General features: G+C 43.2%; 31 protein-coding genes. 14 read left to right on the plus strand and 17 right to left on the minus strand.

Annotation, left to right across the window (positions count from 1 at the left end):
* Nucleotides 1-61 precede the first annotated feature (61 nt).
* Nucleotides 62-715, plus strand: coding sequence for an endonuclease III domain-containing protein (locus NAQ_RS06870; RefSeq protein WP_100183503.1), 654 nt, complete (start codon nt 62-64; stop codon nt 713-715).
* Here NAQ_RS06870 and NAQ_RS06875 read toward each other — a convergent pair.
* From NAQ_RS06875 to NAQ_RS06885, 3 genes are read right to left on the minus strand one after another with little or no spacing between them, the layout of a single operon-like run.
* Nucleotides 696-1,364 carry a hypothetical protein gene (locus NAQ_RS06875; protein WP_100182831.1) on the minus strand — a complete coding sequence of 223 codons (669 nt, stop codon included), beginning with the start codon at nt 1,362-1,364 and terminating at the stop codon, nt 696-698. The two genes, NAQ_RS06870 and NAQ_RS06875, sit on opposite strands and share 20 nt — an antisense overlap.
* Nucleotides 1,361-2,491 carry a sulfate adenylyltransferase gene (sat, locus tag NAQ_RS06880; RefSeq protein ID WP_100182832.1) on the minus strand — a complete coding sequence of 377 codons (1,131 nt, stop codon included), beginning with the start codon at nt 2,489-2,491 and terminating at the stop codon, nt 1,361-1,363. Before sat ends, NAQ_RS06875 begins: the two co-directional genes overlap by 4 nt.
* A gap of 4 nt (nt 2,492-2,495) precedes the next feature.
* Complete coding sequence (locus NAQ_RS06885; RefSeq protein WP_100182833.1) at nt 2,496-3,251, minus strand: phosphoadenylyl-sulfate reductase; 756 nt, start codon at nt 3,249-3,251, stop codon at nt 2,496-2,498.
* 35 nt (nt 3,252-3,286) lie between these two features.
* On the opposite strand from NAQ_RS06885, the gene NAQ_RS06890 reads away from it, so the two are divergent.
* The 4 genes from NAQ_RS06890 (at nt 3,287) to NAQ_RS06905 (ending at nt 6,505) form a co-directional block, all read left to right on the plus strand.
* The gene (locus tag NAQ_RS06890) at nt 3,287-4,405 is read left to right on the plus strand and encodes a thiamine biosynthesis protein (protein ID WP_100182834.1); all 1,119 of its coding nucleotides are present in this window, start codon (nt 3,287-3,289) and stop codon (nt 4,403-4,405) included.
* A gap of 31 nt (nt 4,406-4,436) precedes the next feature.
* Nucleotides 4,437-5,654 carry a glycosyltransferase gene (locus tag NAQ_RS06895; protein ID WP_100182835.1) on the plus strand — a complete coding sequence of 406 codons (1,218 nt, stop codon included), beginning with the start codon at nt 4,437-4,439 and terminating at the stop codon, nt 5,652-5,654.
* 152 nt (nt 5,655-5,806) lie between these two features.
* On the plus strand, nt 5,807-6,094 hold the full coding sequence (locus tag NAQ_RS06900; protein WP_100183504.1) for a hypothetical protein: 288 nt from the start codon (nt 5,807-5,809) through the stop codon (nt 6,092-6,094).
* A gap of 12 nt (nt 6,095-6,106) precedes the next feature.
* Nucleotides 6,107-6,505 (plus strand): hypothetical protein, encoded by a 399-nt coding sequence (locus NAQ_RS06905; protein WP_100182836.1) that lies wholly within the window; start codon nt 6,107-6,109, stop codon nt 6,503-6,505.
* 2 nt (nt 6,506-6,507) lie between these two features.
* Here NAQ_RS06905 and NAQ_RS06910 read toward each other — a convergent pair whose 3' ends face one another.
* Both NAQ_RS06910 and NAQ_RS06915 read right to left on the minus strand, forming a co-directional pair.
* Nucleotides 6,508-7,284 (minus strand): SDR family NAD(P)-dependent oxidoreductase, encoded by a 777-nt coding sequence (locus NAQ_RS06910; protein WP_100182837.1) that lies wholly within the window; start codon nt 7,282-7,284, stop codon nt 6,508-6,510.
* A gap of 36 nt (nt 7,285-7,320) precedes the next feature.
* Nucleotides 7,321-8,334 (minus strand): lysylphosphatidylglycerol synthase transmembrane domain-containing protein, encoded by a 1,014-nt coding sequence (locus NAQ_RS06915; protein WP_100182838.1) that lies wholly within the window; start codon nt 8,332-8,334, stop codon nt 7,321-7,323.
* A 55-nt stretch (nt 8,335-8,389) separates the two neighbouring features.
* On the opposite strand from NAQ_RS06915, the gene NAQ_RS06920 reads away from it, so the two are divergent.
* From NAQ_RS06920 to NAQ_RS06930, 3 genes are read left to right on the plus strand one after another with little or no spacing between them, the layout of a single operon-like run.
* Nucleotides 8,390-9,148 (plus strand): ATP/GTP-binding protein, encoded by a 759-nt coding sequence (locus NAQ_RS06920; protein WP_100182839.1) that lies wholly within the window; start codon nt 8,390-8,392, stop codon nt 9,146-9,148.
* Nucleotides 9,148-10,062, plus strand: coding sequence for a homoserine kinase (locus NAQ_RS06925; RefSeq protein ID WP_420887479.1), 915 nt, complete (start codon nt 9,148-9,150; stop codon nt 10,060-10,062). Before NAQ_RS06920 ends, NAQ_RS06925 begins: the two co-directional genes overlap by 1 nt.
* Nucleotide 10,063: 1 nt before the next feature.
* A complete protein-coding gene (locus tag NAQ_RS06930) occupies nt 10,064-10,747 on the plus strand; it encodes a 7-cyano-7-deazaguanine synthase (protein WP_100182841.1) in 684 nt (227 codons plus the stop codon).
* Here NAQ_RS06930 and NAQ_RS06935 read toward each other — a convergent pair.
* From NAQ_RS06935 to NAQ_RS06965, 7 genes are read right to left on the minus strand one after another with little or no spacing between them, the layout of a single operon-like run.
* Nucleotides 10,730-10,984: a hypothetical protein gene (locus tag NAQ_RS06935; protein WP_100182842.1), complete on the minus strand. Its 255-nt coding sequence runs from the start codon at nt 10,982-10,984 to the stop codon at nt 10,730-10,732. The genes NAQ_RS06930 and NAQ_RS06935 overlap by 18 nt on opposite strands.
* Nucleotides 10,985-11,019: 35 nt before the next feature.
* On the minus strand, nt 11,020-11,574 hold the full coding sequence (folE, locus tag NAQ_RS06940) for a GTP cyclohydrolase I FolE (protein WP_100182843.1): 555 nt from the start codon (nt 11,572-11,574) through the stop codon (nt 11,020-11,022).
* Nucleotides 11,571-12,284: a 7-carboxy-7-deazaguanine synthase QueE gene (locus NAQ_RS06945; protein ID WP_100182844.1), complete on the minus strand. Its 714-nt coding sequence runs from the start codon at nt 12,282-12,284 to the stop codon at nt 11,571-11,573. Before NAQ_RS06945 ends, folE begins: the two co-directional genes overlap by 4 nt.
* A gap of 36 nt (nt 12,285-12,320) precedes the next feature.
* Nucleotides 12,321-12,515 carry a hypothetical protein gene (locus NAQ_RS06950; RefSeq protein ID WP_100182845.1) on the minus strand — a complete coding sequence of 65 codons (195 nt, stop codon included), beginning with the start codon at nt 12,513-12,515 and terminating at the stop codon, nt 12,321-12,323.
* 38 nt (nt 12,516-12,553) lie between these two features.
* Nucleotides 12,554-13,984 (minus strand): hypothetical protein, encoded by a 1,431-nt coding sequence (locus NAQ_RS06955; protein ID WP_100182846.1) that lies wholly within the window; start codon nt 13,982-13,984, stop codon nt 12,554-12,556.
* Nucleotides 13,981-15,207: a helix-turn-helix transcriptional regulator gene (locus NAQ_RS06960; RefSeq protein ID WP_100182847.1), complete on the minus strand. Its 1,227-nt coding sequence runs from the start codon at nt 15,205-15,207 to the stop codon at nt 13,981-13,983. Before NAQ_RS06960 ends, NAQ_RS06955 begins: the two co-directional genes overlap by 4 nt.
* A 2-nt stretch (nt 15,208-15,209) precedes the next feature.
* Nucleotides 15,210-15,497: a winged helix-turn-helix domain-containing protein gene (locus NAQ_RS06965; protein ID WP_177585570.1), complete on the minus strand. Its 288-nt coding sequence runs from the start codon at nt 15,495-15,497 to the stop codon at nt 15,210-15,212.
* A gap of 234 nt (nt 15,498-15,731) precedes the next feature.
* Here NAQ_RS06965 and NAQ_RS06970 point away from each other — a divergent pair, with 234 nt between their 5' ends.
* Nucleotides 15,732-16,205 carry a transcriptional regulator gene (locus NAQ_RS06970; protein WP_100182849.1) on the plus strand — a complete coding sequence of 158 codons (474 nt, stop codon included), beginning with the start codon at nt 15,732-15,734 and terminating at the stop codon, nt 16,203-16,205.
* Nucleotides 16,206-16,374: 169 nt separating this feature from the next.
* On the opposite strand, the gene NAQ_RS06975 is transcribed toward NAQ_RS06970, so the two are convergent.
* Nucleotides 16,375-17,016: a Snf7 family protein gene (locus NAQ_RS06975; RefSeq protein ID WP_100182850.1), complete on the minus strand. Its 642-nt coding sequence runs from the start codon at nt 17,014-17,016 to the stop codon at nt 16,375-16,377.
* A 621-nt stretch (nt 17,017-17,637) separates the two neighbouring features.
* Between NAQ_RS06975 and NAQ_RS06980 the strand changes: the two genes are divergently transcribed.
* The 5 genes from NAQ_RS06980 to NAQ_RS07000 all read left to right on the plus strand — a co-directional run bounded on the left by NAQ_RS06980 (nt 17,638) and on the right by NAQ_RS07000 (nt 21,112).
* A complete protein-coding gene (locus tag NAQ_RS06980) occupies nt 17,638-18,549 on the plus strand; it encodes a transcription initiation factor IIB (protein ID WP_048186678.1) in 912 nt (303 codons plus the stop codon).
* A gap of 59 nt (nt 18,550-18,608) precedes the next feature.
* On the plus strand, nt 18,609-19,043 hold the full coding sequence (locus NAQ_RS06985) for a hypothetical protein (protein ID WP_245871563.1): 435 nt from the start codon (nt 18,609-18,611) through the stop codon (nt 19,041-19,043).
* A gap of 267 nt (nt 19,044-19,310) precedes the next feature.
* Nucleotides 19,311-20,054, plus strand: coding sequence for an SDR family NAD(P)-dependent oxidoreductase (locus NAQ_RS06990; protein ID WP_100182851.1), 744 nt, complete (start codon nt 19,311-19,313; stop codon nt 20,052-20,054).
* Between the two features lie 34 nt (nt 20,055-20,088).
* Nucleotides 20,089-20,298: a hypothetical protein gene (locus NAQ_RS06995; protein ID WP_177585572.1), complete on the plus strand. Its 210-nt coding sequence runs from the start codon at nt 20,089-20,091 to the stop codon at nt 20,296-20,298.
* A gap of 1 nt (nt 20,299) precedes the next feature.
* Nucleotides 20,300-21,112, plus strand: a complete 813-nt coding sequence (locus NAQ_RS07000) for a 3'(2'),5'-bisphosphate nucleotidase CysQ family protein (RefSeq protein ID WP_100182852.1) — start codon at nt 20,300-20,302, stop codon at nt 21,110-21,112.
* Here the strand turns inward: NAQ_RS07000 and cysC are convergent.
* From cysC to NAQ_RS07020, 4 genes are read right to left on the minus strand one after another with little or no spacing between them, the layout of a single operon-like run.
* Nucleotides 21,109-21,621 (minus strand): adenylyl-sulfate kinase, encoded by a 513-nt coding sequence (cysC, locus tag NAQ_RS07005; protein WP_100182853.1) that lies wholly within the window; start codon nt 21,619-21,621, stop codon nt 21,109-21,111. The genes NAQ_RS07000 and cysC overlap by 4 nt on opposite strands.
* 36 nt (nt 21,622-21,657) lie before the next feature.
* Nucleotides 21,658-22,200: a hemerythrin domain-containing protein gene (locus NAQ_RS07010; RefSeq protein WP_100182854.1), complete on the minus strand. Its 543-nt coding sequence runs from the start codon at nt 22,198-22,200 to the stop codon at nt 21,658-21,660.
* Nucleotides 22,197-22,838, minus strand: a complete 642-nt coding sequence (locus tag NAQ_RS07015) for an SDR family NAD(P)-dependent oxidoreductase (protein ID WP_100182855.1) — start codon at nt 22,836-22,838, stop codon at nt 22,197-22,199. Before NAQ_RS07015 ends, NAQ_RS07010 begins: the two co-directional genes overlap by 4 nt.
* 39 nt (nt 22,839-22,877) lie before the next feature.
* Nucleotides 22,878-23,705 carry a metallophosphoesterase family protein gene (locus tag NAQ_RS07020; protein ID WP_100182856.1) on the minus strand — a complete coding sequence of 276 codons (828 nt, stop codon included), beginning with the start codon at nt 23,703-23,705 and terminating at the stop codon, nt 22,878-22,880.
* Nucleotides 23,706-23,715 lie beyond the last annotated feature (10 nt).

A 23,715-nucleotide genomic window follows, 5' to 3' on the forward strand; every position in this document is an offset into this window, starting at 1 on the left:
TTGCGCCTTAGCAGTATAATACTTGTTGCAGGTTTATTATTGGATTTGCACAAAAAAAATCATGCAAAAGATTCTCTCCGGCATGATTCAAACCATGAATGCAGTCAAGCCCCCAAGAATGACTGCACTGCGGGAGTTGCGCGAATCCGAGCAGGGAGATCCGTTTGCAATATTGATTGGCACCATTTTGTCGGCAAGGACCAAGGATGAAAATACTGCTAAGGTAGTAAAATCACTGTTTTTGCGCTACAAAAACGCAAAGGAATTGGCAGGGGCCAAAGTAAAGGACGTTGAAAAAATAATCCACTCCATTGGGTTTTATCACGTCAAGGCAAGGCGAATCATACAAGTAGCAAAGATAATTCATGCCCAATACAAGGGCAAGGTCCCAGAAAACATGGATGCACTGGTGGGCCTGCCAGGGGTAGGCCGAAAGACAGCAAACTGTGTCTTGGTGTATGCGTTTGAGCAGCCGGCAATACCCGTAGACATTCACGTGCACCGAATCTCAAACAGGTTAGGGCTCGTCCAGACCAAGACGCCAGAGCAGACAGAGCAAGAACTAATGGAGAAAATCCCAAAAAAGTTCTGGCTTCAGATAAACGATACCTTTGTCATGTATGGCCAAAACATTTGCAAGCCAGTTTCCCCAATGTGCAATGTCTGCAAAATAAAAAATCTCTGCAAGTATTATTCTATGAAGAACGGCGCTTAGTCAGCAATAGCACGCCGATCAGGGCGCCAACTCCGCCTGCCACAAAGAACGGATAATAATGAAATGGATTCTTTGATGCGTCACCAGACATAATATCCATAGTAAACGTTCCAGAGTTTATTGCCGGAGGATCGGTTGGCTCGTTCATTCCATATACGGAATAGCTTCCAATTACAAAGTTTTTCAGATCAATTCCGCTGACTACAACTCTTTGGCCGTTGTTCACCGTGATTCCCTGCGAGTCGCTGTATGCTGCAACCACTTTGGCTCCATCAAACCATCCGTTCTTGTCCAGTCTTGTTGCTGGCAGATATCCTTCTTCTGGAAAGTTGAGTGCAACCCAGAACTTTCGCTCAGGCGGACTTCCCATGCCTATTTCGACGAACTTGTTTTCTATTTTTGCATCGTATAGCCGCAGTATGGCGTTTCCGTTTGGATTTGAATAAAGAAGATCATTTTTGATGGTGACTTGCCAAGACACAGGATGTTCTTCTTTTAGTGGAATTATTGTAATGTCTTCTTGTATTTTGTTAAAATCACTTGCTGGAACGCTGATGTTTTCTAATAACAACGATGGATTGCTGTGTTCCTGTGCATATGCAGGAATGACCAAAGACATTGCAAGGAAAGATAAAGCTAGGAGTTTCATTCTACAAACGGCTTTTTGAATGACTGGATTACCTTGACCACTTCGGGCCTCATGATAAATTCGGATGGAGACTTGCCCTCATCTATGATTTGTCGGAGCTTGGTTCCGCTGATTTGCTCATGAAAGTCTGGTGAGTGAGGGCATGCGCGCTCATTTGTAAATGCAAGGCATTTTTTGCAATAATAAAATGCCGGGAAGAACAAGGGCTTGATGTCCAAGTCTGGATAGTCAGAGAAGATTTCTTGTGCTGCAAACGGGGAATAGTATTTGCCTACTCCTGCATGGTCTCGGCCGATTATGATATTGGTGCAGCCATAGTTTTGTCTCATTATGGCGTGGTGAATTGCTTCTTTTGGCCCTGCATATCTCATTTCTGTGTGCAGGGTTGCAAGCGTGCACCTGTTCTTTGGGTAATAATTCTCAATCATGGCAATGTATGACTCCAAAATAACTTCGTCTACAAAGTCACCGGATTTTTTCTTGCCTATCAGTGGATTTACAAATACGCCGTCGCATGACAAAAACGACTCTTTTTGAAGCATTTCGTGCGCAACATGTGGTGGATTTCTTGTCTGAAATGCAGCTATGGTCTTCCAGCCAGCGTCTGAGAATGCCTTTCTTGTATCAGTTGGAATTAGTCTGTATTTTCGAATTGGGTCTGCGCTTGGTCTTTTGATATAGTCGATTTTGCCGCCGACAAGATAGTCATTCATGGACATTGTTTTTGCAACGCCTGGGTGATTCACATCAGTTGTGCCATAGACTGCCTGTGACGTTTTTGTTTTATCAAAGGTGTAGATTTCCTCTACGTGCAATACGGCAAACTCGCCATGAGTTGTCTTTAACGCAACATCGCCTGAATCCTTTGCCTTTTGCGCGGTTTCCTTGTCCACATCAAGCACTATTGGAACGGTCCATGCAAGATCACTTGCCAGCCTTCCCTTTGATACAACACCATCAAAGTCTGATTTTACCAGAAATCCCTCCAGTGGGCTGAAAATTCCGTCTGCAATGTTTTCAACGTCGTTTGCCAGATCTTCGCTGACAGAAATGGAAAATATTCCTGCCGTGTTTTTTTGCGAAATTCGGCTTACCAGTCTTCCGCCGTGTGGTCGTATTGCGTCCATGTCTTCAGTGTTTCATGTGCAAGCCACACTCTTTATGTGTATCAGACTCCCACCACCACCTCCCTGCACGGAGGTCCTCGCCTGGCTTGATCGCTCTGGTGCACGGCTCACAGCCAATGCTGGTGTAGCCGCGGTCTAGGAGTTTGTTATATGGCAAATTGCGCTCTTTGATGTACGATAACACTTGGTCCCATGTCCACTCTATGATCGGGTTTACCTTTACTATTCCGCCATGAAGGTGGTCTAGCTCCACCATTGCTGCATGGGATCGGTTTTCGTTTTGGTCCCGTCGCAGGCCTGTAACCCAGGCATCCAGCGTTGAGAGAATTTTGTTCAAGGGGCGGACCTTTCTTATTTCACAGCAGAGCTTTCTGTTTTCTACCGAGTCATAGAACAGGTTGATCCCCTTTGTGCGGACCATTTCTTCTACTGCTGCCGTCTCTGGGAACATTACCTCAAAATTGATATTGTATTTTTTTGCTATGGCGTCCATCACGTCATAGGTTTCCTGGTTTAGTCGGCCAGTATCCAGTGTGAAAAATCTCGCCTTTGGGTTTATTTTTATGATCATGTCGGTGACAACGCTGTCTTCTGGGCCAAAGCTTGATGCTTTGGCAATTTTGTCGCCAAATGTTTCATACGCCCACCTTAGTGCATCTTCTGGAGTTTTGAGTCGGGCGTTTACCTTGTCGATTTCTTCTTGCGTGTACAACTGTAGGTAATGGTCGAAATTTGTCTTATAATTATTTGGAGGGATCATTGAGAATTATAAGCAGGGTTTTGGCATGAAAAAAAATGAACGAGCCTGCATTTGTCGTTGTTTTTCCGTCGATTTTTGCCAAAAACAAACAAAGCCTGCTAGTATCAAACATTAAAAAAATTCTCAAAATTCAGAACCAGAGATATTCCACAATTACAAAGGACGATGATCTCATAATAATAGATGCAAACGATCCAGTCTTTGCATCGTCTGCAATAAATCAGCTTTTTGGTGTAGGCCAAGTCTCCATTGCAAGACGAACTGAGAACAAGTTCAATGGAATAGTGTCCACTGTTGCAAAAATCGGTACCAGCCTTTTGTTGCGTGGTGAGGTTTTCTATGTCAAAGTGGAAGGCCATGCATCTGGTTATTTGCCAAAAGACGTAGAGATTGCTGCAACATCTGCACTAATTGAAAAGACTGTAGACATGGACTGCAAGCCGGGAACTGAGGCAAAACATGACAAGTTAATCCATTGTTATCTTACCAAAAAGAATGCATATGTTTCGATATTTTTGGAAAAAGGCCACGGCGGAGTTCCATACAATTCCCAAGAGGAACAGATTTTGTGTTGTATTTTTGATGAGCTTTCTGCGATTTCCTGCCTTGAGGCAATAAAGCAGGGATTTGATGTTAGAATCTTGGTTTGCTACACCACGGATGCAAACTTGATGGAGCTAGTCAAGATGACAAATAGGATCATCCCAAGACTGCCAAGCTCGTCAGTAACACTTGACTTTTGCCAAATTGCAATAAAAGATACTGCAAAGACGCTGCAGCAAAAAATTCTTGTGACATCTGGAGTTTTGTGCCAGCTTGCAAAAAAGCAAAAGATCCAGCGGGTTTGCCTTTCCCTATCGCCACTTGTGTTTCCAGTTTGGCTAATTGAGCAAAGCCTAGACATTGTGACAAAAAGCAAGTTGATTCCGTGGATTGCGCTTGCCGGGCTGGATCAGGCAATCATAGACACTGCAAAAGAAATCGGCCTTGGAAAATATCTGTCCAGAATAGAAAAGCTTGGCTCACTCAGATTCACCAAGAGCAAAGACGATGTATCTGGAATCATACAAAAGGCGGTCAAGTCACACCAATCAGTCACAGTCAAGATTGGCCCAAACAATATTCACGACATTTTGGATTCTCTTGAGCACTGAAAATTTATTGTGCAGAATTTGAGGTGTTGCAATGAAAAAGATAGGCCAGTTCATCTATTCGTGGGGAAACGGTCACTATTCCCGGATGATGTCTCTAAATGAGGAGCTGCCAAACTTTATTCCACAGTATGAGGCTCATTTTGCAAGTAAGGACGAAATCTACCAAAAACTGCTGCAAAAATTCCCCAAGGAAAATGTGCATAAAGCACTTGCCCCGACCCCAATTGACGGCAAATATGGGCCTGACGTGTTCTTATCAATGGTTAACGCATTATTGCCAGTACGAGGCAACCCACCAGTAGTAAAACAGGTTGCAAGCTACCTAAAAGAAGAGCGCGCACTTTTTGATTCGCTAAAATTTGATCTTGTGATTAATGATGGAGATATGGGCCCAAACGTTTTAGCAAAAAACAGAAACATTCCCTCCATATTCATAACAAACCAGTTTAGGCCAAGGCTTTGGAAGTCCAGATTTTACTTTTATCCAGGAGTATGGTACGTATCAAAACAAATTGCCAAGGCAACAAAGATAGCAGTTGCCGACTCACCGCCTCCATATACCATGTGCGAATATAATCTCAATTTTCCAGAAAAACTCAAAGAAAAAGTAGTGTATGTGGGCCATTTTGCATCTGACAAAAAGAAAAAATCCGACGTAAAATCTGATCTTGAAAAGCTGATTGAAGGCCATAAGTTTGGTTATTGGATGAGAACTGGCAACAAGAGCACAAACGACATCACCGGAAAAAAATATGAGGAAGCGTTTTCCCAGATGAAAAAGGAAAAGCGAATCATCTCGCATGCAAGAGCAGACCAATCAATTGACAAAGTAAAGGATGCAGACGGCAAGACACATTCCATTTCAGAGGCGCTGGAAAAGAAAATAGACTGGATTCAAATCGACGTAGGATTCCTATCAGAATCGCAAAAAGAAACAGTCTTGGAAGAATGTGACTATGCAGTAATCAACGGCTCACATACCGTGATGGGCGAAATTATTGGAATAAAGGCAAAGCCAATAATCGGCATCCCTGTGTATGACGAGCAGACAAACCAGATCCAGTGGGCGCAAGAGCACAGACTTGGCATATTGGCAAACAACACAAAGCAGCTTGTTTTTGGCATTTCGCATCTAAAGGAAAACTATGATTCCTTTGTGGACACAGTAAAACAATACCAAAAGAACTTTGTGGCAAACGGCGCTAGGACCACTGCCAAGCTAGCTGCAGAGATGCTAGAATCACGATAAGAGATAATAGCTTTTTTGATCGCAGTAGAATGGTCTGGTACGCGGTATTTCGATGGGCGAAATGACCGAAAGGGATGATGATAATGATCCGCGTACCAGATTTTGGCTTTCCAGTGGGAACGCTTTTATGGAAAAATTTTCTGGCAAACTCATTGGTTAATTGCCCAGAATGTGTAGCAAGAGAACGCAAAGCAGTAATTGAGCGAGAGGCTGCCAGTGGAAGCCAGGAAGGAGTCCAAAAGCTCCTAGAGCAAATAGAAATCCCCATGAAGTTTGATCCAGTAACAAAGCACTACATCTGCAAAAGATGTGGTCTGTATGCCACACGAGAGCAAGTAGGCGACATTCGCGAAAAGGTGAACAGACGAGATCCAACCAAAGAAGACAAGCACTATGACTACTTGGATTGGTGGCAAAAAAGTAAAAAAGACAAGCTATAGGATTGGTGTTTCTTGGTAAAAAAGAAGGACGAGCTCCCAGACTGGGTTTTAGATGACATAAAGAATGCCAAGTTTGCCAAGCCAGAACTGCTAACAAGAATTGGCTATATTCTTGAGGTGTATGAGGCTGACAAAAAAATTGATGCGCAATTATACGAGGCAGTAGAGGACGGTCGCCACATAGTGACGCTTGATTTGCCAAAAAATGTCAAGCCGGCTGAGTGCCAGACAGGAGTCGTGTATGAATTTGCAATAAACATGCTCAAGGCGCCACTTGCAAAAAAGACAGTTGAATTTCTAAAAAAGGAAAAAGAAATTGAAATGTCGGCAATATACCAGTTTGAGCTGCAAAAGCTAACACCGATGGATGTCGCATCAGATGATTCTGGCTCGGAAGAATCAGAAGAATAGGATTATTTTTGCAGTTTTCTAAATGCCGCACCCATGACTGGATTTATCACAAACGGAATTGTGTGTTTTAGCCAGACTCCGATTCGCACTATATTTGGTACAATGATTTCCAGTCTTGATGATTCGGATGCTCTCAGAATTGCCTTTGCCACTATTTTTGGATCTAGCGAGGTTGGGGAATATTTTGGCATTTTGCTAAATGACTCATGATCAAAGAAATGGGTTCTAACCATTATTGGGCTGACTACAGTTACACCAATGTTTGTTCCCTTTAGTTCGTGTTTTAGTCCCTCAGAAAAGCCAAGCATTGCAAACTTTGATGCGCAGTACGAGGCAATCCCTGGCAGGCCAAACGAAGCTGCAACAGATGCTACATTCACAATACGGCCGGAATTTTGCTTTTGAAATATTGGAAGAAAATTCTTTGTGCAGTATACCATTCCTAGATAGTTTGTCCTCATTTGGGATTCAATTTCTTCTATGGAAAGATCCGATACTGTCCCGTAGATTGCAAAGCCTGCATTGTTTACTAAAATGTCGACTTTGCCGAATTTATCCAAGACTTGGGCTGCCATTGTCTTGACTTGGTCCTTATCAGAGACATCGCATGGACAGACTAAGGTATCAGATTTTAGCAATTGTTGCAGTTCTTCTAGCTTTTCCTTTCTTCGCGATACCAGAACTAGCTTTGCACTCTTGTTTGCAAACTCGATTGCAGCTGATCTGCCAATCCCACTTGATGCGCCGGTAATCACTACGACTTTGTCTTTGAATGGCATGTTTTGTGGAATTATACAGTAACGATATGTTGCTTTCTATTCAGATGGTTTTTGGTATTTGCGCAGCGCCATCTTCATTAGCAAAAACCATGCAATCGGAATTGGCAATTGATATGTCGCAATTCTCCAAGCAATGATTGCGTCCCATTCTACGCTGTCGCTTGGCAGCTCCAGCTTGAACTCATCTAAATGCGATAAATACGCCCACGTTCCAAATTCCGCAAGACCCGAACCCCCAACCGTGATAGGCATGTTTCCAATTGCGTTGCCTGCCATTACTGCCAAAATAGAGTCTATTGCGCTTACTGTCTGCTCGGTTCCAAATGAAATGAACATGAACGAGATTCCAAAGACGAGCCAAGACGCAAGTGAGATCAAAAACGATATCACAAATGCCTTTTTTGCGTGTGGTGCACGAATGTTTTGGCGCGTCATGGTACATACATCGGCCATCCACTCGTTGGTCTTGTCCAAATATTCCTGGCCTTTTTCCTTGCGTAATCGCAATACCAGATTTACAAAGATTTTTGGCACCTGAAAGTCTCGCTTGGCAGTCAAAAAGAATAATCCCGTCCACAATCCAACAACTGGAATCGTGGTGCCTAGGACAATTGCGCCAATTATTGCATGTCCAGCTAAAATGGCTACTATTCCAGCAGTCAATGACAAGACGCCTGCTGCCAAGACCTCTGTTACAATCTCAAATATTCCAAGCCAGGATGCCTTTGATGTGGGCATGCCACGCTTGTTCATCCAGTAGATTCTGACCACTTCTCCACCGACAAACATAGGTGTAGTCATTGTTACAAATTCAGAGCCAATTCTCACAAAGATGGTTCTCCAAAGCGATTCTATTTTTCCGTGAAACACACCTATGATATAATGGAACTTTATTCCCTGCAGGAATAATTTTCCCATCATTGCCGCAAAGGCTGCAAGAAAGTTCACAATTCCTACCGCAAAGACGTCCTCCGGCTTTACATCAAAGGATATGGCAATTATCAAAAACGGAACAAGGCTAGCTGCAAATGCAACGATTCGCCATTTCATTTTAGCAGGTTTCTAACTGAATCAAATATAAGCCAACAACTCTGACATTTACAAATTGAAAGCAATTTTTGTTGCGGGAACTGCAGGCTCTGGAAAATCACTGCTCACATCTAAAATTCACGAATATTACACCAGAAACGGAGCGTTTACCGCTATTTTGAATTTGGATCCAGGTGTGATCTCACTACCATACACGCCAGATATTGACATCAGGGATTCTGTAGATATTGTATCCATAATGAAGCAGTACGATCTTGGCCCAAATGGTGCACTGATGATGGCAAACGATTTGATTGCGTCCAAGCTTGACGAGCTGCAAGAGGAAGCGGACAAGATAAATCCGGATTATTTGATTGTTGACACACCAGGACAAATTGAGCTGTTTGCATATAGAACAAGCGGCCCGTATTTTGTGAATAATTTTATGGCAGATCAAAAGTCGGCATTGTTTTTGTATGACGGAGTCCTAGTCACAACTGCGGTCAATTTTGTGTCCATGGCACTTCTTGCCACATCCATCAGACTGCGAATGGGAATGCCGACAATCAATGTACTAACAAAAACAGACTTGATTGCAGACAAGATTTCCGAAATATTGCGCTGGACTACAAATCTGAAAACGCTGGAAAATGCTATCTCTGCAGAAGCAGACGGTGAGACCTATGTGCTTGTGACAAACATTTTGCGCAGCTTGAACCTGTCTGGCTTTGCGCAGGGGCTGATTCCAGTATCCAATGCAACAGGTGAGGGAATGGTGAACTTGGAAGGCTCGCTGAGCAGAATTCTTAACCAAGGAGAGGAGATTGAAGACTGATGAACTCTATTACTGCTAAAGCGCCATCATCTACTGCCAATTTGGGCCCAGGCTTTGACGTGTTTGGCCTTGCACTGGATGCATTTTATGATACGGTTACTTTGACTAGGCAAAAAAATGGCATTTCAATAATTACTGGCGATTCCATTCCTGTTTCCCCAAGCAAGAACACCGCAGGACTGGTAGTCCAGTACATGAAGAAAAAATTCAAGATAAAAAGCGGAATCCAAATCAAGATCAAAAAAGGAGTCCCGGCCGGATTTGGGATGGGAAGTAGTGCGGCCTCTGCAGCCGCCACTGCGATTGCGTTTGATAGGTTGTTTGGCCTAAAGCTGGACGGAAACACCTTAGTAGAATGTGCAGGGGTTGGCGAGCGTGCAAGTGCAGGCTCTATTCACTATGATAATGTGTCTGCGTCTGTTTTGGGTGGATTTGTCATAGTTAGGACCAAGCCTCTTGATGTGCTCAAAGTTTTGCCTCCGTCCGATCTGAGACTGGTTGTGGCTGTGCCAAAGATGGTGGTTCCTGCAAAAAAGACCCAAGTCTCCAGAAGCGTTGTGCCAAAGCAAATAGCGCTTGCAGATTCGGTGGTTAATCTGTCAAATGCAGCTGCAATCGTTGCGGGATTTGTGAGTAAAGACTCGGAGCTGATTGGTCGATCAATTCAGGATATCATAGTAGAGCCCGCAAGAGCACACCTGATTCCGGGGTTCAATTCGGTCAAGAAAAACGCTCTGAGGGCAGGAGCACTAGGCGTTACAATTTCCGGCGCTGGGCCTTCTGTTATTTCATTTGCCACAAAAAAAGCAAACTTGGCCAAAATATCAAGTGCAATGAAAAAGGGATTTGCTTCTGCAAAGACAGATTGTACGGTTGTGATTTGCAAGCCAAGCGGCGGCGCAAAGACGATCTAAATTGAAAAAAGCAGTCCTGGTTCTCAGTGGCGGACTGGACTCGTTATGTCTTGGGGCTCATCTGGCCAAAAAATATGACTTGTATGGAATCACGTTTTCATACGGACAAAGAGCATCAAAGGAGCTAGAGGCGGCAAAAAAAGTAGGAAAGACACTTCACCTCAAAGAACACAAAATAATTCCACTTGACTTTATGAAATCACTCTATGGGACAAGCAATGTACTTACCAGCTCCAAAAGGGCGCTCCCATCAAAATTTGAATATTCCATTGTGGTGCCAATCAGAAATGCAATTTTTGTAACAATTGCAACTGCGTGGGCTTTTTCACTCAAGGCATCCCTTGTCGCATATGGCGCCCACACAGACGATACAAAATACCCAGACTGCAGGCCTATATTTGCAAAAAAACTGGAATCTGCCCTAAATCAGGGAGAAATTGATGGAATCAATCTAGGAATTAGAAACAAAATTCAGATCTGGTCGCCGTATTCCACAGGCATATCAAAGAGCACGCTAATCAAGTCAGGCTATGAAAAATTTGGCGGCAAGATATTTCAGACGTGGAGTTGTTATGCAAACGCAAAACATCATTGCGGAAAATGCGAGTCCTGCAATAACAGAAAGTCTGCATTTGTGCAGGCAAAAATTAAGGACAAGACAAAATATCTAGTATCTGGTTTCTAGGACTTTTTTGCGCAAAATTCCGTGTCGTATTCCCATGTACCAGCCAAGAACAATTGCCGCAATTATTCCAAAAAAGTACCAGTTTTGCATTGCAGGAGCTGCATCTTTTGCTATAATATTTGTAAGCTCACGTGAACTCAGGGCTGCTATTGCCAGAACGACAAAGAACTCTATTGCAAGCCACGTAAAGTGAGGCCAAGATTCCCCTGGAACATGAACGTTGTTGTGTACTCCCACAAAAAGCTAACCTCGCACTTGATTATTTATCTTTTTCAAAGAAGCGATGATTTAGAATTGCGAATTATGGCGACAACATCCTCGCGGTTTTCCTTTCTTTCATAGTATCCTCGATATGCAGCCGAAGTCATTGTTGCATCGTTTTTGACTCCTCTCATTTTCATGCAAAAATGTTCTGCATCGGATAATACCATTACTCCCTTTACTCCCTGAGCATATAGCTCATCTGCAATGTCTTTTGTCATGCGTTCCTGAATTTGGAGACGTTTTGCGTATTTTTCCACAAGCCTTACTAGCTTGGATACGCCAAAGACTCGGCCATTTGGAAGATACGCGATGCTGATTTTGCCAAAGAATGGAAGCATGTGATGCTCGCACATGGAATAGAACTTGATGTCTTTTACTACAACTGCGTCCGAGTCCTCTGAGAATTGGACAGATAGTTCCGAATCTGAATCATAGCCTGAAAAGATTTCCTCATACATGTCTGCAATTCTTTCTGGTGTTCCTCGTAGTCCTTCGCGTGTTGGATCTTCGCCTAATTCTATGATTAGCTCGCGGACTAGCTTGCGCACTCGTTCTTTGTTCATGGTGCACCTATCAGCTTGTGTAGTTGCGGTACGACACGTACGTCACTATAGTAAGAATAAACTGCATCGTAAAAGCTCAAAAGTTTCTGCAATGTTGGTTCTGCTATTCCGTAGGTCGGTTGTATTATAAAACCCTTAAGATCCCTAGTGCCAACAGTTTTGAAAATTTTCTTCACTAAATCTGAAAATGTTTCCAGTTCTGTTTTTGATGAAACGACAATTTTGATGTATGTTGGTTTTTTTGCTACAACTGATTGTCTTAGGCAATCCAGTGCATTTTCTATGAGCGTAGAATAATGTTTTGCATCGACAAATTCCGAGTCTTTGGTTTTGAGCTCAATTTTGATGTAATCAATAAACGGCAGAACCTTGGCAAATTTTTTTGAATCAAAGCATGATGATTCCAGATATGTTGGGATTTTTTTTGACTGGATGAATTTTGCCATTTCTGAAACTGCCTCTGCCTGCACTAGTGGATCACCTCCTGTGAAATTGACCTTGTAGGTGTTTTCTGCGAGATTTTTTTCAATCAGTGCGCAGGCATCTGCAATTTCGTATTCTTGCCCAGAATCCATCGGAAGTGATTCCTTGGTATCGCAGTAAAAGCAGGTAAAGGGGCATCCTGCCAGCCTTACAAAGAGGGTTTTTGTTCCGTAAAGAATTCCTTCTCCTTCAAGGGATGTGAATATCTCATAGAGCCTTACTTTCAAGTAGACGATCTAATTACAATCATTATTTAATTCAGACTAGGTCAGAACAGGCTGCTTTGTATACATGAGGCCTGCCACAAAAAAGATAACGCCAAGAATTCCAATTAGGCCGCCGACAAACTCGATTGTCTCAATCCATTCTGCGTTTGTTGGTGCCCACAAAAATGCCATCAATGCGCCCACTATTATCATCGGTATGCCGACGCCAACAGAGATCTGCTTTGATGCCATGCAAATTTGCTGTTCTTCAAAATCTATATGAAGTTTTGTTAGGGTCTGTCAGAGTCTTCAGAATCTGCCGACTCGATGTGCTCTACAATCTCGTCAATTAACGCGTTGATTGCCCGGATTGTCTTTTTTGACTCTGCACCGGTCTCCTTGAGCTTAGCAAGCATTGATTTCGCAGAATCGAACTTTGGTTTGATGGAATCATCTATTTGTGGTTCTAGTTCAGCTAGCTTTGCCTCTAGCTTTGATATTTCGGCTGCGTTTCTTTGCGATTTTTGGTCCTTTGCCTTTTGTTTTTCTTGTTTTAGGGCCTTTTCTTGCTGCTTTGTGTCTGCTTTTAGCGCTTCAGGTTCTGATTTTGGCGTCTCTGATAACTGGAATGTTTCCTGTTTTGGTGTCTCTTTTGGCGCCTCTACTTGTTCTGATGCACTTTGTTCTGATGCAGCACTTGTTGGCTGGGTTTGTGATAAAAAGTACGACTCGATTGATTTTATTGTAGAGTCTAGCGCCCTTAGTAGTTTTATTGGATTCTCATTGGATGTTGGGTCTTTGAGTAATGCCAGAATTGATTTTGCTTCATCAAACTTGGGTCTGATGGTATCATCGATTTTTGGCTCTAATAGTAATAGTCTGCTTTCAAGCTTGGATATCTCTGAGATAATTTTTTGGTTCTTGGCGTCAAGCAGGTCCAAGTTGATTTGGTAGACTCGCTTTATTTTGATGACGATTTGGGATGGATCGCCTCCACTTGATGCCAATTCTTCTTTTGCCTTTTGGAGTTTTGTAATTTGTTCCTCAGATAGGTTTAGCTCCTTGGCTTGTGCGAGAACTGCGTCAATTTTGGTTATGTACTTGTTTGCAAAAGAGACTGCCCTTGTGTTGGAGCGCTCTGTTACCATGTTTTTGATGGTTGCTTGGAGCTCAGTTCCGGTTGTCTTTAGTTCTACGAATGTTTTTTCAAGTGAGGCCATATCTCCATTTGCGAGATGTGTTTTGGCTGTCTGCAAAAGACTGTCGAATTTGGTAAAGTCAATTGGTAGATTATTTTTGTTGGCACTTGCTTTTAGTATGTTGATGTTTGACTCGAATCTTTTGAGTGCATTACTATAATCAAAATCAGCTACTGGTGCTGCCATCTTTGATGCTGCTGGTTCAGGGGTTGGGATTGTTTCAGAGAATACTTGGGTTACTTGTCTGAATGCCTTCATTGCAGCCAAAAAGTGCTTTTTTGCATCTACGGCATCATCTGCCTTGACAGCTGCGATTAGTTGCTCAGTTTCTGAATCACCTTGCGCATACAATGCCTTGGCCTCTTCTGATACAGAAGGCATTCTGTCTAGCTGGATCTTTACTTGGTCTCTTGCCTTTGTTGCTAGATTTACAAACGAGTCTAGTTTGGAATCTGCAAATGCAGGTGCTGCAATCATGCTAGCAACTAGGGCAAACAATGCAAGTGTCAGTACGGTTTTCATGCGGATTCCTCCTTTTTCTTTAGTCGAACCAAATTCTGAAAGTCTTTTTTCTCTATCTCTATAACACCTTGTCGTTCAAGTCGTTTTACTGCTCGCCACATTGTGGTTCTAGGTAAGAGGAATTTCTTTCGCAGGTCACGCTCAAAGGCTTGGCCTCCGTTTTTCTCCAAATACGCTACTAGCTGCTTGTCGTCTTCTCTCATTTCCTGGGTTACTAGCTCGTCTGAATCTACCTCTGGTTCTGGCTCTGAATCCTCCTCGTCTTTGCTGAGCAGTGGTCCCATTGTCTTTTTGACTGCGCTCTTGGTCTTTTTGAGAAGAAGTGTAAGTACAGAGACTGCGCCGCCTATTGCCACAATCGAGGTTGCGATTCCTGCGATATTGTCTTTGAACCAGTCTACTGGGTTTGTTACCGAGTTTTGGCTGTTTTTCTCAAATTCGTCTATTTTTTGCTGTGCCAGTGCACTTGCTTCTAGCGCCAAATCCTCGGCATCGACGTATTTTTTGTTGTCATATGCAAAGATCGCCAGATCTAGCTTTTCTTGTGCTGATGTTACATCAATGTTTTTAGTAGTAGCTTCTTCAAGAATTGATCTTACTTCGTTTATTGCGTTTAGTGCAGAAAGTGCTGGACCTGACGTGCTAAAGAAATACTCTATCTGGTTTTTGCCTTTGAGTAATGAGATGCGTTTTTCATCTATAGTGTCAATGCTGTCTGGATTTGCAATATCGACTACAGTTGCCTCGTCCGGCATTGTGATGGTATAGTCGATTGGAGAATCTATTGCAAATGTCCAGATCTTGCCCTTCTTTGAAACTAGGTCATAGCTGTCATATTCGATAGAAACGGAGGATGCGCCAAAGGTCTGGATTGTGGCGCCCTTGCTATCTATTTCAAACGATAACAGCAAGCCATCCTCGTCTTGGACTACGAAATTATCAATGGATTTGCCAAAAAGCGGGACCTTTAGTTCTGGTTCTGTTGGGTCGGCAGACGATTGTTGAGAAATATGAGTAGTGCCATCTGGGTAAATTGTAAAGTCAACGGCTCGAAGGGAACCAAAAGATTGCGTAGGCAGTACTACTGTAAGAAGAAGTCCTATTGCCAGTAGCGGTGCTTTTACCATTCTAATGAGGATATCTGTAATCCTTACAAAAAGCATTCCTTCTAGATTAGGAACGATTTCCTCTTGGATACAGAGTACTGCCTCTTGGTTATTCATGGTTAATACCTCAAATTCAGTGTGTCTAGGATGGACTGGAACTTGCGGAACTCTTGGACGAACTCGATGCCTTTTTCGGTGATTGTATATAGTCGGTTCTTGTCGGTTTTGACGGTTTGGACCAAGCCTGCGGTAGAGAGCTTTTCACACTTGTCAATTACGGCATAGTGCGAAAGGTTTGCTCTTCTAGATATTGCAGAGACAATAGTTCCTTGTCTGCCCCCTTCCATGGTGACATTGAGGATATCTCCCATTATGCCCATTTCGGACCTGTATTGTTGTTTTGACATGGTATGGTAATACACTGCAGTCTAGATTAGGGACATTTTGAAACCTCAAAGCGGAACGCACGGCGGAATGGGTGTTTCATGTGTCTGAAACGGCTGGAATTGGGCATTTTTTGATGCGGGGGAGCAAAAATGGGCCTCAAAAACCAGGGTTGGAAATTTTTGCCACTTGTGGGATTTTGTCTTACTTTATCTTTATTAGGAATAAAATGGCAACATTATCATAACCGATACAAAATGTTTGAAAAATTTAAGAAGACGGAGGAATTTGAACAGGATACTGGTATGTTAGAGCAGGAAAAACCACGAGTTGAAGCGGAACGCACAGCGGAACAGGCTCCATCTGGCTCTGAAATCGGCATTGCAGACCTGATGAACAAGCGCGCAAAGCTGGAAGAAGCCATTGATTATGTGGGATTAATGATAAAGAACCTAAAGGACAAGCGAACCAGGCTAGTCAAGGAAATAGAGGACGAATCCGTAGATATTCAGAATTTAAAGGATAAACTAGTCAAAGTTGGCGAATACATAGAAGAAGAGGGTCGCGGAATCCGGGATCTGTCCAACAAGCGTGCCCAGGTAGAAAAGCAGGCAGACGAGGTTGGCGCCCTAATAGGCAACCTACGAAGCAAACTTGCCAGCATCGACAGCGTAGTCGAAGGCGAGGAAAACAAGGTCAAGTCCATCAAGGAATCTAGGCAAAAACTATAGCCATTTCACAGCGGAACACAGTTGGAACGGGGTATTTTTGGCACAAATTGGTGTAAAAGTAGGCAAAATTGCAGGTTTATACCATAACTAGACAGAACTAGACAATTTTGGGATTGTAAACTATGCAGAACTAGGCAGTTTTTGGAATAAAAGAAGGAAAAGAGATACTTTAGAGGTATCTTGTTGAGGTTGCTGTCTTGGAGCTTACTGGCGTAGATGGGAATCTGTCGCCCACGGACGCTTCGGCTACGGCTGCGGCTTCCTCTAGAATCCTTTCGGACTCTTCGTTTGTGCTTTGATCCATGCCAAACGCTCCCTCGCCTGAGAAGGACTCCGCCATTAGTCCGTTTAGCATCTCGGTCATCATACCTAGTTCGTGGTCTGCCTCTGGCATGAACTTGCCCAGCGAAGACTTGAGGCTTCTCATTAGGCCGATTGTCGGTGCTATTGTGACTACGGTGTCTCCTAGGTCGTGGAATGTTGTTAGTCTTAGTTCGATTTGTTCTAGCGCCATTCTGCAGTTTCCTAGCATCTTGGTGACCTTTCGGACTTCAGCTAGTTCGTTGGCTAAAACTTTGCTAGTGTGAGTATCGTGTTTTTGGGTTGCTTGGACTACTCTTTGGAATAGTTTTTCCTCCCTTTGCTTTAGTTTGGTCAGCATTCCGTCAAGTTTTGAGATTTGGTTCTGTAGGCTTCTTGTTGCCTGCTCAATTCTTGGCTTTAATGCGCCTTTAGGCTTGAGGACGTCGCCCAACTTTTCAGATACGCTTGGTGTTGTTGGTTTGGACCAGGAATTCTGGAAGTTTGTCATGGCTGACTTTTAGTAGTTTATTGAAATTGAAAGGTGTGAAATCTATTTTACCAAAAGATCTAATGGGTAACTTTTGAGGCTAATTCTGCCTCGTACAGCGTAGGCTAGGAGGCATTAGAAAATAAAAAACAATTCGCCTAGTTTACTGGGCTAGAATGCTTTGCGGGTGCATTTTCTTGATGTGAGAATGCACTCCGTGTGATGCTGTGACTGCTTCGCCACATAATGGACATGTTTCCATTTTTATAGTAGTCCGTTCTATATATAGTATTTAAGGTTTACGTTTTTCGAATCTGTAGAGCTCTAGAATGCGGATCAGGACTCATCTTGAGATAGAGCAGATCAGTGAAGATCGTAATCTGGAAAAAATCTTGGCGGGAAAATTTTGGCAATAGAATTTTCACGGGAAAAAAATTCTGCAAAATTAATTTTTCAAAATGCAAAAATTTTTTAATTTCATTAAGGTAGGAAATTCATCCTGTAGTATATAGAAACAATCTGTTTGGAACCATGATTTCTAGTCCAGACGTAAGGGAGCCTAAAAATCGATTTTCGTATGTCTGTTCATAGATAAATCTTGTGTAATGTTTATATGTAGAGTCCAAAAATGCATTACACCTTATGACACAAACAGCACGAAATAGCGACCGTTGTCCTCGTTGCGCAAAAGGTGCAATGCTAACTGATGGCAGCACAGGCGAGATGTTTTGTAACACATGTGGATTTGTTGCAACAGAGCGAGTTGAAGAAGAAGGACCAGAGTGGCGTTCCTTTTCCAAAGAAGAGGGAGAGAACCGAACTCGAACAGGTACACCGACTTCACTTGCGATGCACGACATGGGTCTTGCAACAATTATCGGCCAGGCTGACAAAGACGCATCTGGAAAACCACTGACATCTTCGATGAAGAGCACCATTGAAAGGCTACGAACTTGGGACTCGCGAAGCCAAGTCCACGAACCAGTGGATAGGAACTTTAGGCAGGCATTCTCGGAGCTGGACAGACTCAAGGACAAGCTGGCACTTTCTGATGCAGTCATTGAAAAGACGGCATACATCTACAGAAAGGCACTTGACAAAGGGCTTGTTCGAGGACGTTCAATTCCTGGACTAGTAGCTGCTGCCCTTTATGCGGCATGCAGAAACACAGAGACCCCAAGAACTCTAACCGATGTGGCAAACGGCATCAACATCAAGCGAAAAGACGTAGCTCGATGTTATAGATTGCTCCTTCGAGAACTGGACCTAAAAATGCCAGTAGTCGATCCAATCAAGGGAGTCGCAAGAATTGCAAGCATTGCTGACTTGTCTGAAAAGACAAAGAGAAAGGCACTTGAATTCCTAAAGGAGGCGAGCCGAATTGAGGTATCTGCTGGAAAGGACCCAATGGGTCTTGCGGCAGCTGCTTTGTACTTGGCTTGCGTGATGCTAGGCGAGAACAAAACCCAAAAAGACATTGCCCAGGCAGCAGGCGTAACTGAGGTTACCATCCGAAACAGGTACAAGGGCCTCAAAGAAGCATTAAAGCTCTAAAACCTCTCTTTTTGTTGTTTTTTGCAAATTTTAATAGGAATTGCATAAAGCTAGATTTTGTGAAAAAGAAAAACATCATTGGCCTTGGACTGGTGGGAATTGCAATGGCGGTTGTGTTTGGCCTAATTTTGACTGCCCCTTCTGGGGAAGGCGGGCTCGAGAAGATCTATCATGCAAGACTAGCTGATCCAAAGCAATACCAGGACGGAGTTTTTTCTGACACGTTTTTTATCAAGCAAGGCAAGTATGAGTTTCGATTTGTGCCAAACGGCGACAGCCCGCAAAAACTGTCAATTGCACTAAAGGGGCCGTCATTTTCGTTTGCAGAGGACTTCATCTTAGAGTCAACTGAACATGGAGACGTTGGAAAATACTATACTTGGGAGTATTTGGGCCAGGACAAAATCGAAATACCTGAAGACCAGGAACTGCAAATCAGAATCAATCCAAATGGCAATGTGCTAGGACCGGTCTCTGTGTATTTGGTAAAATAGGACTGGCGTGACCCCAAGCGCAGAACCATGAGAGAACACCTCTCTTATCCATAGCGCCAATGCGCTTTTTTGGGACACAAATCAGTTCTGCTGGGTCACGCGCCCATTAGTCGATAGGATTTATGTCCTTTCGCATCATTTTGTATAGGAATTTATCTTATTTAAGATTTAGCGTGAATTTTTACATCAAAGATCTACATATAATAAAATTATTTTTGGCTGGATTTTTCAAACAGCCATATTAGCTGGAATAATCCTAGACAACAAATGAAGCTCTCAGGCAAAATCGCAATCATAACTGGCGGAAGCAGGGGAATAGGAAAGGCAATTGCAAAGGAATTTGCTGTAAACGGCGCAAGCGTTGTGATTTCTGGGAGAGACCAAGAAAAGCTGGACGAGACAGCAAAGGAGATCGGCGCAGTTGCCATACAAGCCGACATTAGAAAGGAATCTGAAGTTAAAAACCTCATAGAAAGAACAGTGGAGAAGTTTGGCAGACTGGACATTTTGGTAAACAACGCCGGGGTTTTTCCCAAGATCAAGCTCCTCCATGAGATTTCGGATTCGGAATGGAGGGATGTCTTGGATGTCAATCTCAACGGCCCATTTTATGCCACAAAACATTCCATACCGCACTTGCAAAAAAACGGGGGCGCAATAATCAATATTGCCTCGTCTGCCGGCATAAAGGCATATGAGAACTTTAATGCGGATGCATATTCTGCGTCAAAGGCTGCTCTGGTTTTGCTGACCAAATGCTGGGCTTTGGAATATGCAAAAAACAAGATTCGTGTTAACTGTATTTGTCCAGGCGTTGTGGAAACGGACATGACGTCGGAATTTCTCTCAACTCCTGCAACCAGAGAGATGATGAACTATGCATATCCCATAGGCAGATTTGGGACAGTAGACGATGTTGCAAAGGCCGCCCTGTATTTTGCATCAGAGCAAGACGCGCCTTGGGCTACTGGCGCTGTTTTGCCTTTGGACGGCGGCGAATCCCTAAAGTAAATCAATTTAATACACAAAGATTCAGGCAGAGACATTGGAATCAATAAAGAAAAGGCGCGCAAAGACACTCATTTTGCTTTCAGCCATATGGTTTGCAGTCGCCATACCATTGCCGTTTTTGTTTAGTGTGCCGGAGGAAGCAACACCGCAATATTTCACGCTGATTCAGATTTTGGGCTTCATCTCAATTCCATTTGTAGCACTTGGAATTGCATGGACACTCAAGCCAGAGCTAGCGCAATAACATGTCCAATAGCCTACCATTCTCAAATCCCATCAGCGAAGCCCGTCTTGCCTTGGATGCTGCAAAAAAGGCAAGCACAGCTGTGATGAGAGTGTATGGGGAAGAATTTACGTCTCACCTAAAGGATGACGATTCCCCAATAACAAAGGCAGACCTGCAAAGCAATGAAATAATCAAGCAGGCTTTGGCATCATCTGGTCATCACGTTCTATCGGAAGAAGATGCGGACGATACATCTAGGCTTGGCCAGGAAAAGATTTGGATTGTGGATCCGCTTGATGGGACAAGCGACTTTGTCAACAGGACTGGTGAGTTTACCATTATGATTGCCCTAGTACACAACAAGGTTCCAGTTCTTGGTGTGATTAGCAGGCCCACAACCGACACAATATTTTTGGCGCAGAAAAATTCCGGCGCATTCAAGCTTGAAAATGAAAAATGGTCAAGACTTCAGGTCAGCAATACAAGAAACTTGGCGCAATGCAAGGCTGTAGGAAGCAGATTTCACCTAACAGAACAAGAAAAAGAGTTTTTCAAAAAACTCGGCGTTGCAAGCTTTGAGAGCCGGGGCAGCTCACTGAAAGTAGCGGAGATCTGTCAGGGCTTGGCAGACCTGTATCTTACCACATCAAACAAGATAAAACAATGGGATACGTGCGCCTCGCACTGCCTGATTACAGAGTCTGGGGGAAAAATTACCGACATGTATGGCAATCTGGTATTATACAATACTGAAAAGCTAAACCATGAAAACGGCCTAGTTGTGACAAACGGCTTGGTCCACGAAGAGATAATTCGAAAATATAGCAGCTAGACTACGTTTTTTGATTTTAGAAAGCTTAGCATTTTTTGCACCGACTCGTCCAGTGTTTCCTTGTCTGTTTCTACCACAAAGTCTGGGTTTGTCGGTATGTCGTATGGGTCTGAAACACCAGTGAATTGCTTGATTTCGTTTGCTCGTGCCTTTTTGTACATGCCTTTGACGTCCCTAGTTTCGCATTCCTCTAGGGAGCACTTGACATAGACTTCAAAGAATTTTGAGTCGTCTCCTACAATTTTTCTTGCGTCTGCTCGATTCTCAAAGAACGGAGAAACCAGAGACACTCCTACTGGTACGTTGTGCTTGAGCAATAGTTTTGCTAGGTGGGCGACCTTTTTGTTGTGCTCTACTCTTCCTTCTTTTGAAAAGTCCTTTGGCGAGAGCCATTCTCTTAGCTCATCTCCATCTAGAATGGCAAGGTTTGGTACGACTTTTTGCATTGCGCGAACTATGGTTGTCTTGCCAGAGCAGGGGAGTCCTGTCATCCATACTACAAATGCCATTTTCAGATTGCCTGCCTTTTGTAGCTCTTAAAGACTTTACGACACAAACCAGTCCTGTTTTTCCAGATAGTCGATCTGCTGCAGTATGGTCTCCATTTTTGTTGAAACTGCCATTACTGACTGGAACTGCTCATACATTGCCTGCTCTTCTTCTTTTGATATGATTTGAGCTTCTGCCTTGTTAAAGAACTCGTCTTCTTTTTTTAGGTGGTCCTCTAGGTATATGGAATAAGTTCTAAGGAATCTAGCTACTGGCTCGCGCGAGTCTTTGCCGTTCTTCCACTCTTGGAGATATTTGTTGATGTTTTTTGCAATCCTGCGGGAAAACTCGTGCTCTATCATGAATTTTCTGATTTCATCCTTGAGAGAATCATAGCTTGCAACACAGGCAAAATACGAGTCCTCCTCTCTAGAATAATGGATTGAATCCAGAAATTCAGCAATTACAAAGTTGATTTTTTCTATATCAGATAATGGAATGTTTCTTCCTGCATAGAGGTCTTGGTAGCACTTTAGAATTATTTTTTCTAGTCTCTTTATTTTGAGGTGGTCTTGCCTTAGGATGTCTGTTGCGCTCATACTACAAAATTAGAATTTGCACCGTCAAACGGAATGGTAACACCAGAGAGATACTTGATTTTGTTTTCAATTATACCTTTTACAAAATCTCCAATTTCTCTTGGCTCGCCAAGTCTTTTCATTGGAATGTTTTTTGCCATGTCTACCGCATTGCCAAGGTCGCGCACCCGATCTGTATTGATCAATCCAGGCGCAATGTTTACACAGCTTACCTTTCTTGCTGCCAGCTCCTTGCTTGCAAGCTTGAAAACGGCGGTAAACGCCAATCTGTATGCACTAGAAATAATCAGCCTTGGATTTGGCTCCTTGATGACGCCAGACGTTATCACAAAGATGTACCCGCCATCTCGTACCTTTAGTTTTTGAAGCAAGAGGCAAAATCCCAAAAACAGTTGGTTGTGGTATTTTTGCCACTCTTTTTCGGTTACCTCGGAGAACTGCTTTGGTGGCGGGCCACCTGTGTTTAGAACCAAGATGTCTGTCTGCTTTTGTTTTTTTATGAATCGCTTGACACTTGATAGATTTGCAGTGTCGATTTCTTTTCTGGATGTTGCTACAACATCACATCCAATTGATGATAAAGAATCTGCAATTGCCTTTCCTATTCCCTTAGATCCACCAAGAACAATTGCCTTCATTGTATCAGGGTATAATCATAATTGATTTTAATCTAGTGGCTATTCCAGCTCAAAGAATATCACTTGTCTTGGATCGTCTTGTATGATTCCAAAGTGAGGCCTGGCAAATCCTCCTCCATAGTATCCTTGTGGGCCGCCAAGACCCGTCCTTACCAGATAGTTTGAATTTTTCTCAATTGGGATCTGCCTTTTTCGTAGAGTGTATTGTGAGATTTTTTCCGTTTCATATCTGGACGGCAAAATGTTCGTGATTTCATCCCCGGTTTGCCTGATGGCTGCCTCCATGTGCTGGTGTCCGCACAGAATTAGGAAATTGTCCAGCTCGGCCTTTGCCTCGCCAAATGCAGACTCTGCCTTGTAGTGATACCCGGAATAGCTGAAAAACTCATAGTCTTCTTCTGAGAGTCTCTGCCAGGTTCGCTGGTACAGCCATGGATCATCTCCTTTCTTTGCTATTTTGTCCGGATTTACCGGTCCACCGTGAACGCAGAAAAGTCTGTCCTTTCTGTCTATTACAAACTGGTCCCCAAATGTGCCGTCCTTGTTTTGCCTAAAGAATTCCGTATCCTGGTTTGACAGTAATTCATGTTCCTTGAGGCTTGCATAGGAGCTTCCAGAGAGGAATTTTTTGTACAAAAACCCCTCATCATGATTGCCCATGACAGAGATCATCGGAAATGACTTGGCAAGCTCGCTCATTTTCTGCAGTACTTGCTTTGGGCTTGTGCCACGCTCTAACAGATCTCCCAGATTGATAATCCTAGATGCTTTGCCGTATTTTTCTTCAAACTCGGAGGAAAATGCAACGTCCAGTATTGTCTCTAGTCCCTCAATGTCTGCATGAATATCAGAAAATACTAGATCCATTGGTTTGGAT

Source organism: Candidatus Nitrosotenuis aquarius, from assembly GCF_002787055.1.
Taxonomy (GTDB): domain Archaea; phylum Thermoproteota; class Nitrososphaeria; order Nitrososphaerales; family Nitrosopumilaceae; genus Nitrosotenuis; species Nitrosotenuis aquarius.

Coding starts and splice junctions, on each gene's coding strand:
- NAQ_RS06895 (WP_100182835.1), top strand. CDS start 4,437: ATGAAAAAGATAGGCCAGTTCATCTATTCGTGGGGAAACGGTCACTAT.
- cysC (WP_100182853.1), bottom strand. CDS start 21,621: ATGGCATTTGTAGTATGGATGACAGGACTCCCCTGCTCTGGCAAGACA.
- NAQ_RS07015 (WP_100182855.1), bottom strand. CDS start 22,838: ATGAAGGCAATTGTTCTTGGTGGATCTAAGGGAATAGGAAAGGCAATT.
- NAQ_RS06925 (WP_420887479.1), top strand. CDS start 9,148: ATGAACTCTATTACTGCTAAAGCGCCATCATCTACTGCCAATTTGGGC.
- NAQ_RS06965 (WP_177585570.1), bottom strand. CDS start 15,497: ATGTCAAAACAACAATACAGGTCCGAAATGGGCATAATGGGAGATATC.
- NAQ_RS06875 (WP_100182831.1), bottom strand. CDS start 1,364: ATGAAACTCCTAGCTTTATCTTTCCTTGCAATGTCTTTGGTCATTCCT.
- NAQ_RS06960 (WP_100182847.1), bottom strand. CDS start 15,207: ATGAATAACCAAGAGGCAGTACTCTGTATCCAAGAGGAAATCGTTCCT.
- NAQ_RS06885 (WP_100182833.1), bottom strand. CDS start 3,251: ATGATCCCTCCAAATAATTATAAGACAAATTTCGACCATTACCTACAG.
- NAQ_RS07020 (WP_100182856.1), bottom strand. CDS start 23,705: ATGGATCTAGTATTTTCTGATATTCATGCAGACATTGAGGGACTAGAG.
- NAQ_RS06955 (WP_100182846.1), bottom strand. CDS start 13,984: ATGAAAACCGTACTGACACTTGCATTGTTTGCCCTAGTTGCTAGCATG.
- sat (WP_100182832.1), bottom strand. CDS start 2,491: ATGGACGCAATACGACCACACGGCGGAAGACTGGTAAGCCGAATTTCG.
- NAQ_RS06980 (WP_048186678.1), top strand. CDS start 17,638: ATGACACAAACAGCACGAAATAGCGACCGTTGTCCTCGTTGCGCAAAA.
- NAQ_RS06890 (WP_100182834.1), top strand. CDS start 3,287: ATGAACGAGCCTGCATTTGTCGTTGTTTTTCCGTCGATTTTTGCCAAA.
- NAQ_RS07010 (WP_100182854.1), bottom strand. CDS start 22,200: ATGAGCGCAACAGACATCCTAAGGCAAGACCACCTCAAAATAAAGAGA.
- NAQ_RS07000 (WP_100182852.1), top strand. CDS start 20,300: ATGTCCAATAGCCTACCATTCTCAAATCCCATCAGCGAAGCCCGTCTT.
- NAQ_RS06975 (WP_100182850.1), bottom strand. CDS start 17,016: ATGACAAACTTCCAGAATTCCTGGTCCAAACCAACAACACCAAGCGTA.
- NAQ_RS06910 (WP_100182837.1), bottom strand. CDS start 7,284: ATGCCATTCAAAGACAAAGTCGTAGTGATTACCGGCGCATCAAGTGGG.
- folE (WP_100182843.1), bottom strand. CDS start 11,574: ATGAACAAAGAACGAGTGCGCAAGCTAGTCCGCGAGCTAATCATAGAA.
- NAQ_RS06970 (WP_100182849.1), top strand. CDS start 15,732: ATGTTTGAAAAATTTAAGAAGACGGAGGAATTTGAACAGGATACTGGT.
- NAQ_RS06950 (WP_100182845.1), bottom strand. CDS start 12,515: ATGGCATCAAAGCAGATCTCTGTTGGCGTCGGCATACCGATGATAATA.
- NAQ_RS06870 (WP_100183503.1), top strand. CDS start 62: ATGCAAAAGATTCTCTCCGGCATGATTCAAACCATGAATGCAGTCAAG.
- NAQ_RS06915 (WP_100182838.1), bottom strand. CDS start 8,334: ATGAAATGGCGAATCGTTGCATTTGCAGCTAGCCTTGTTCCGTTTTTG.
- NAQ_RS06990 (WP_100182851.1), top strand. CDS start 19,311: ATGAAGCTCTCAGGCAAAATCGCAATCATAACTGGCGGAAGCAGGGGA.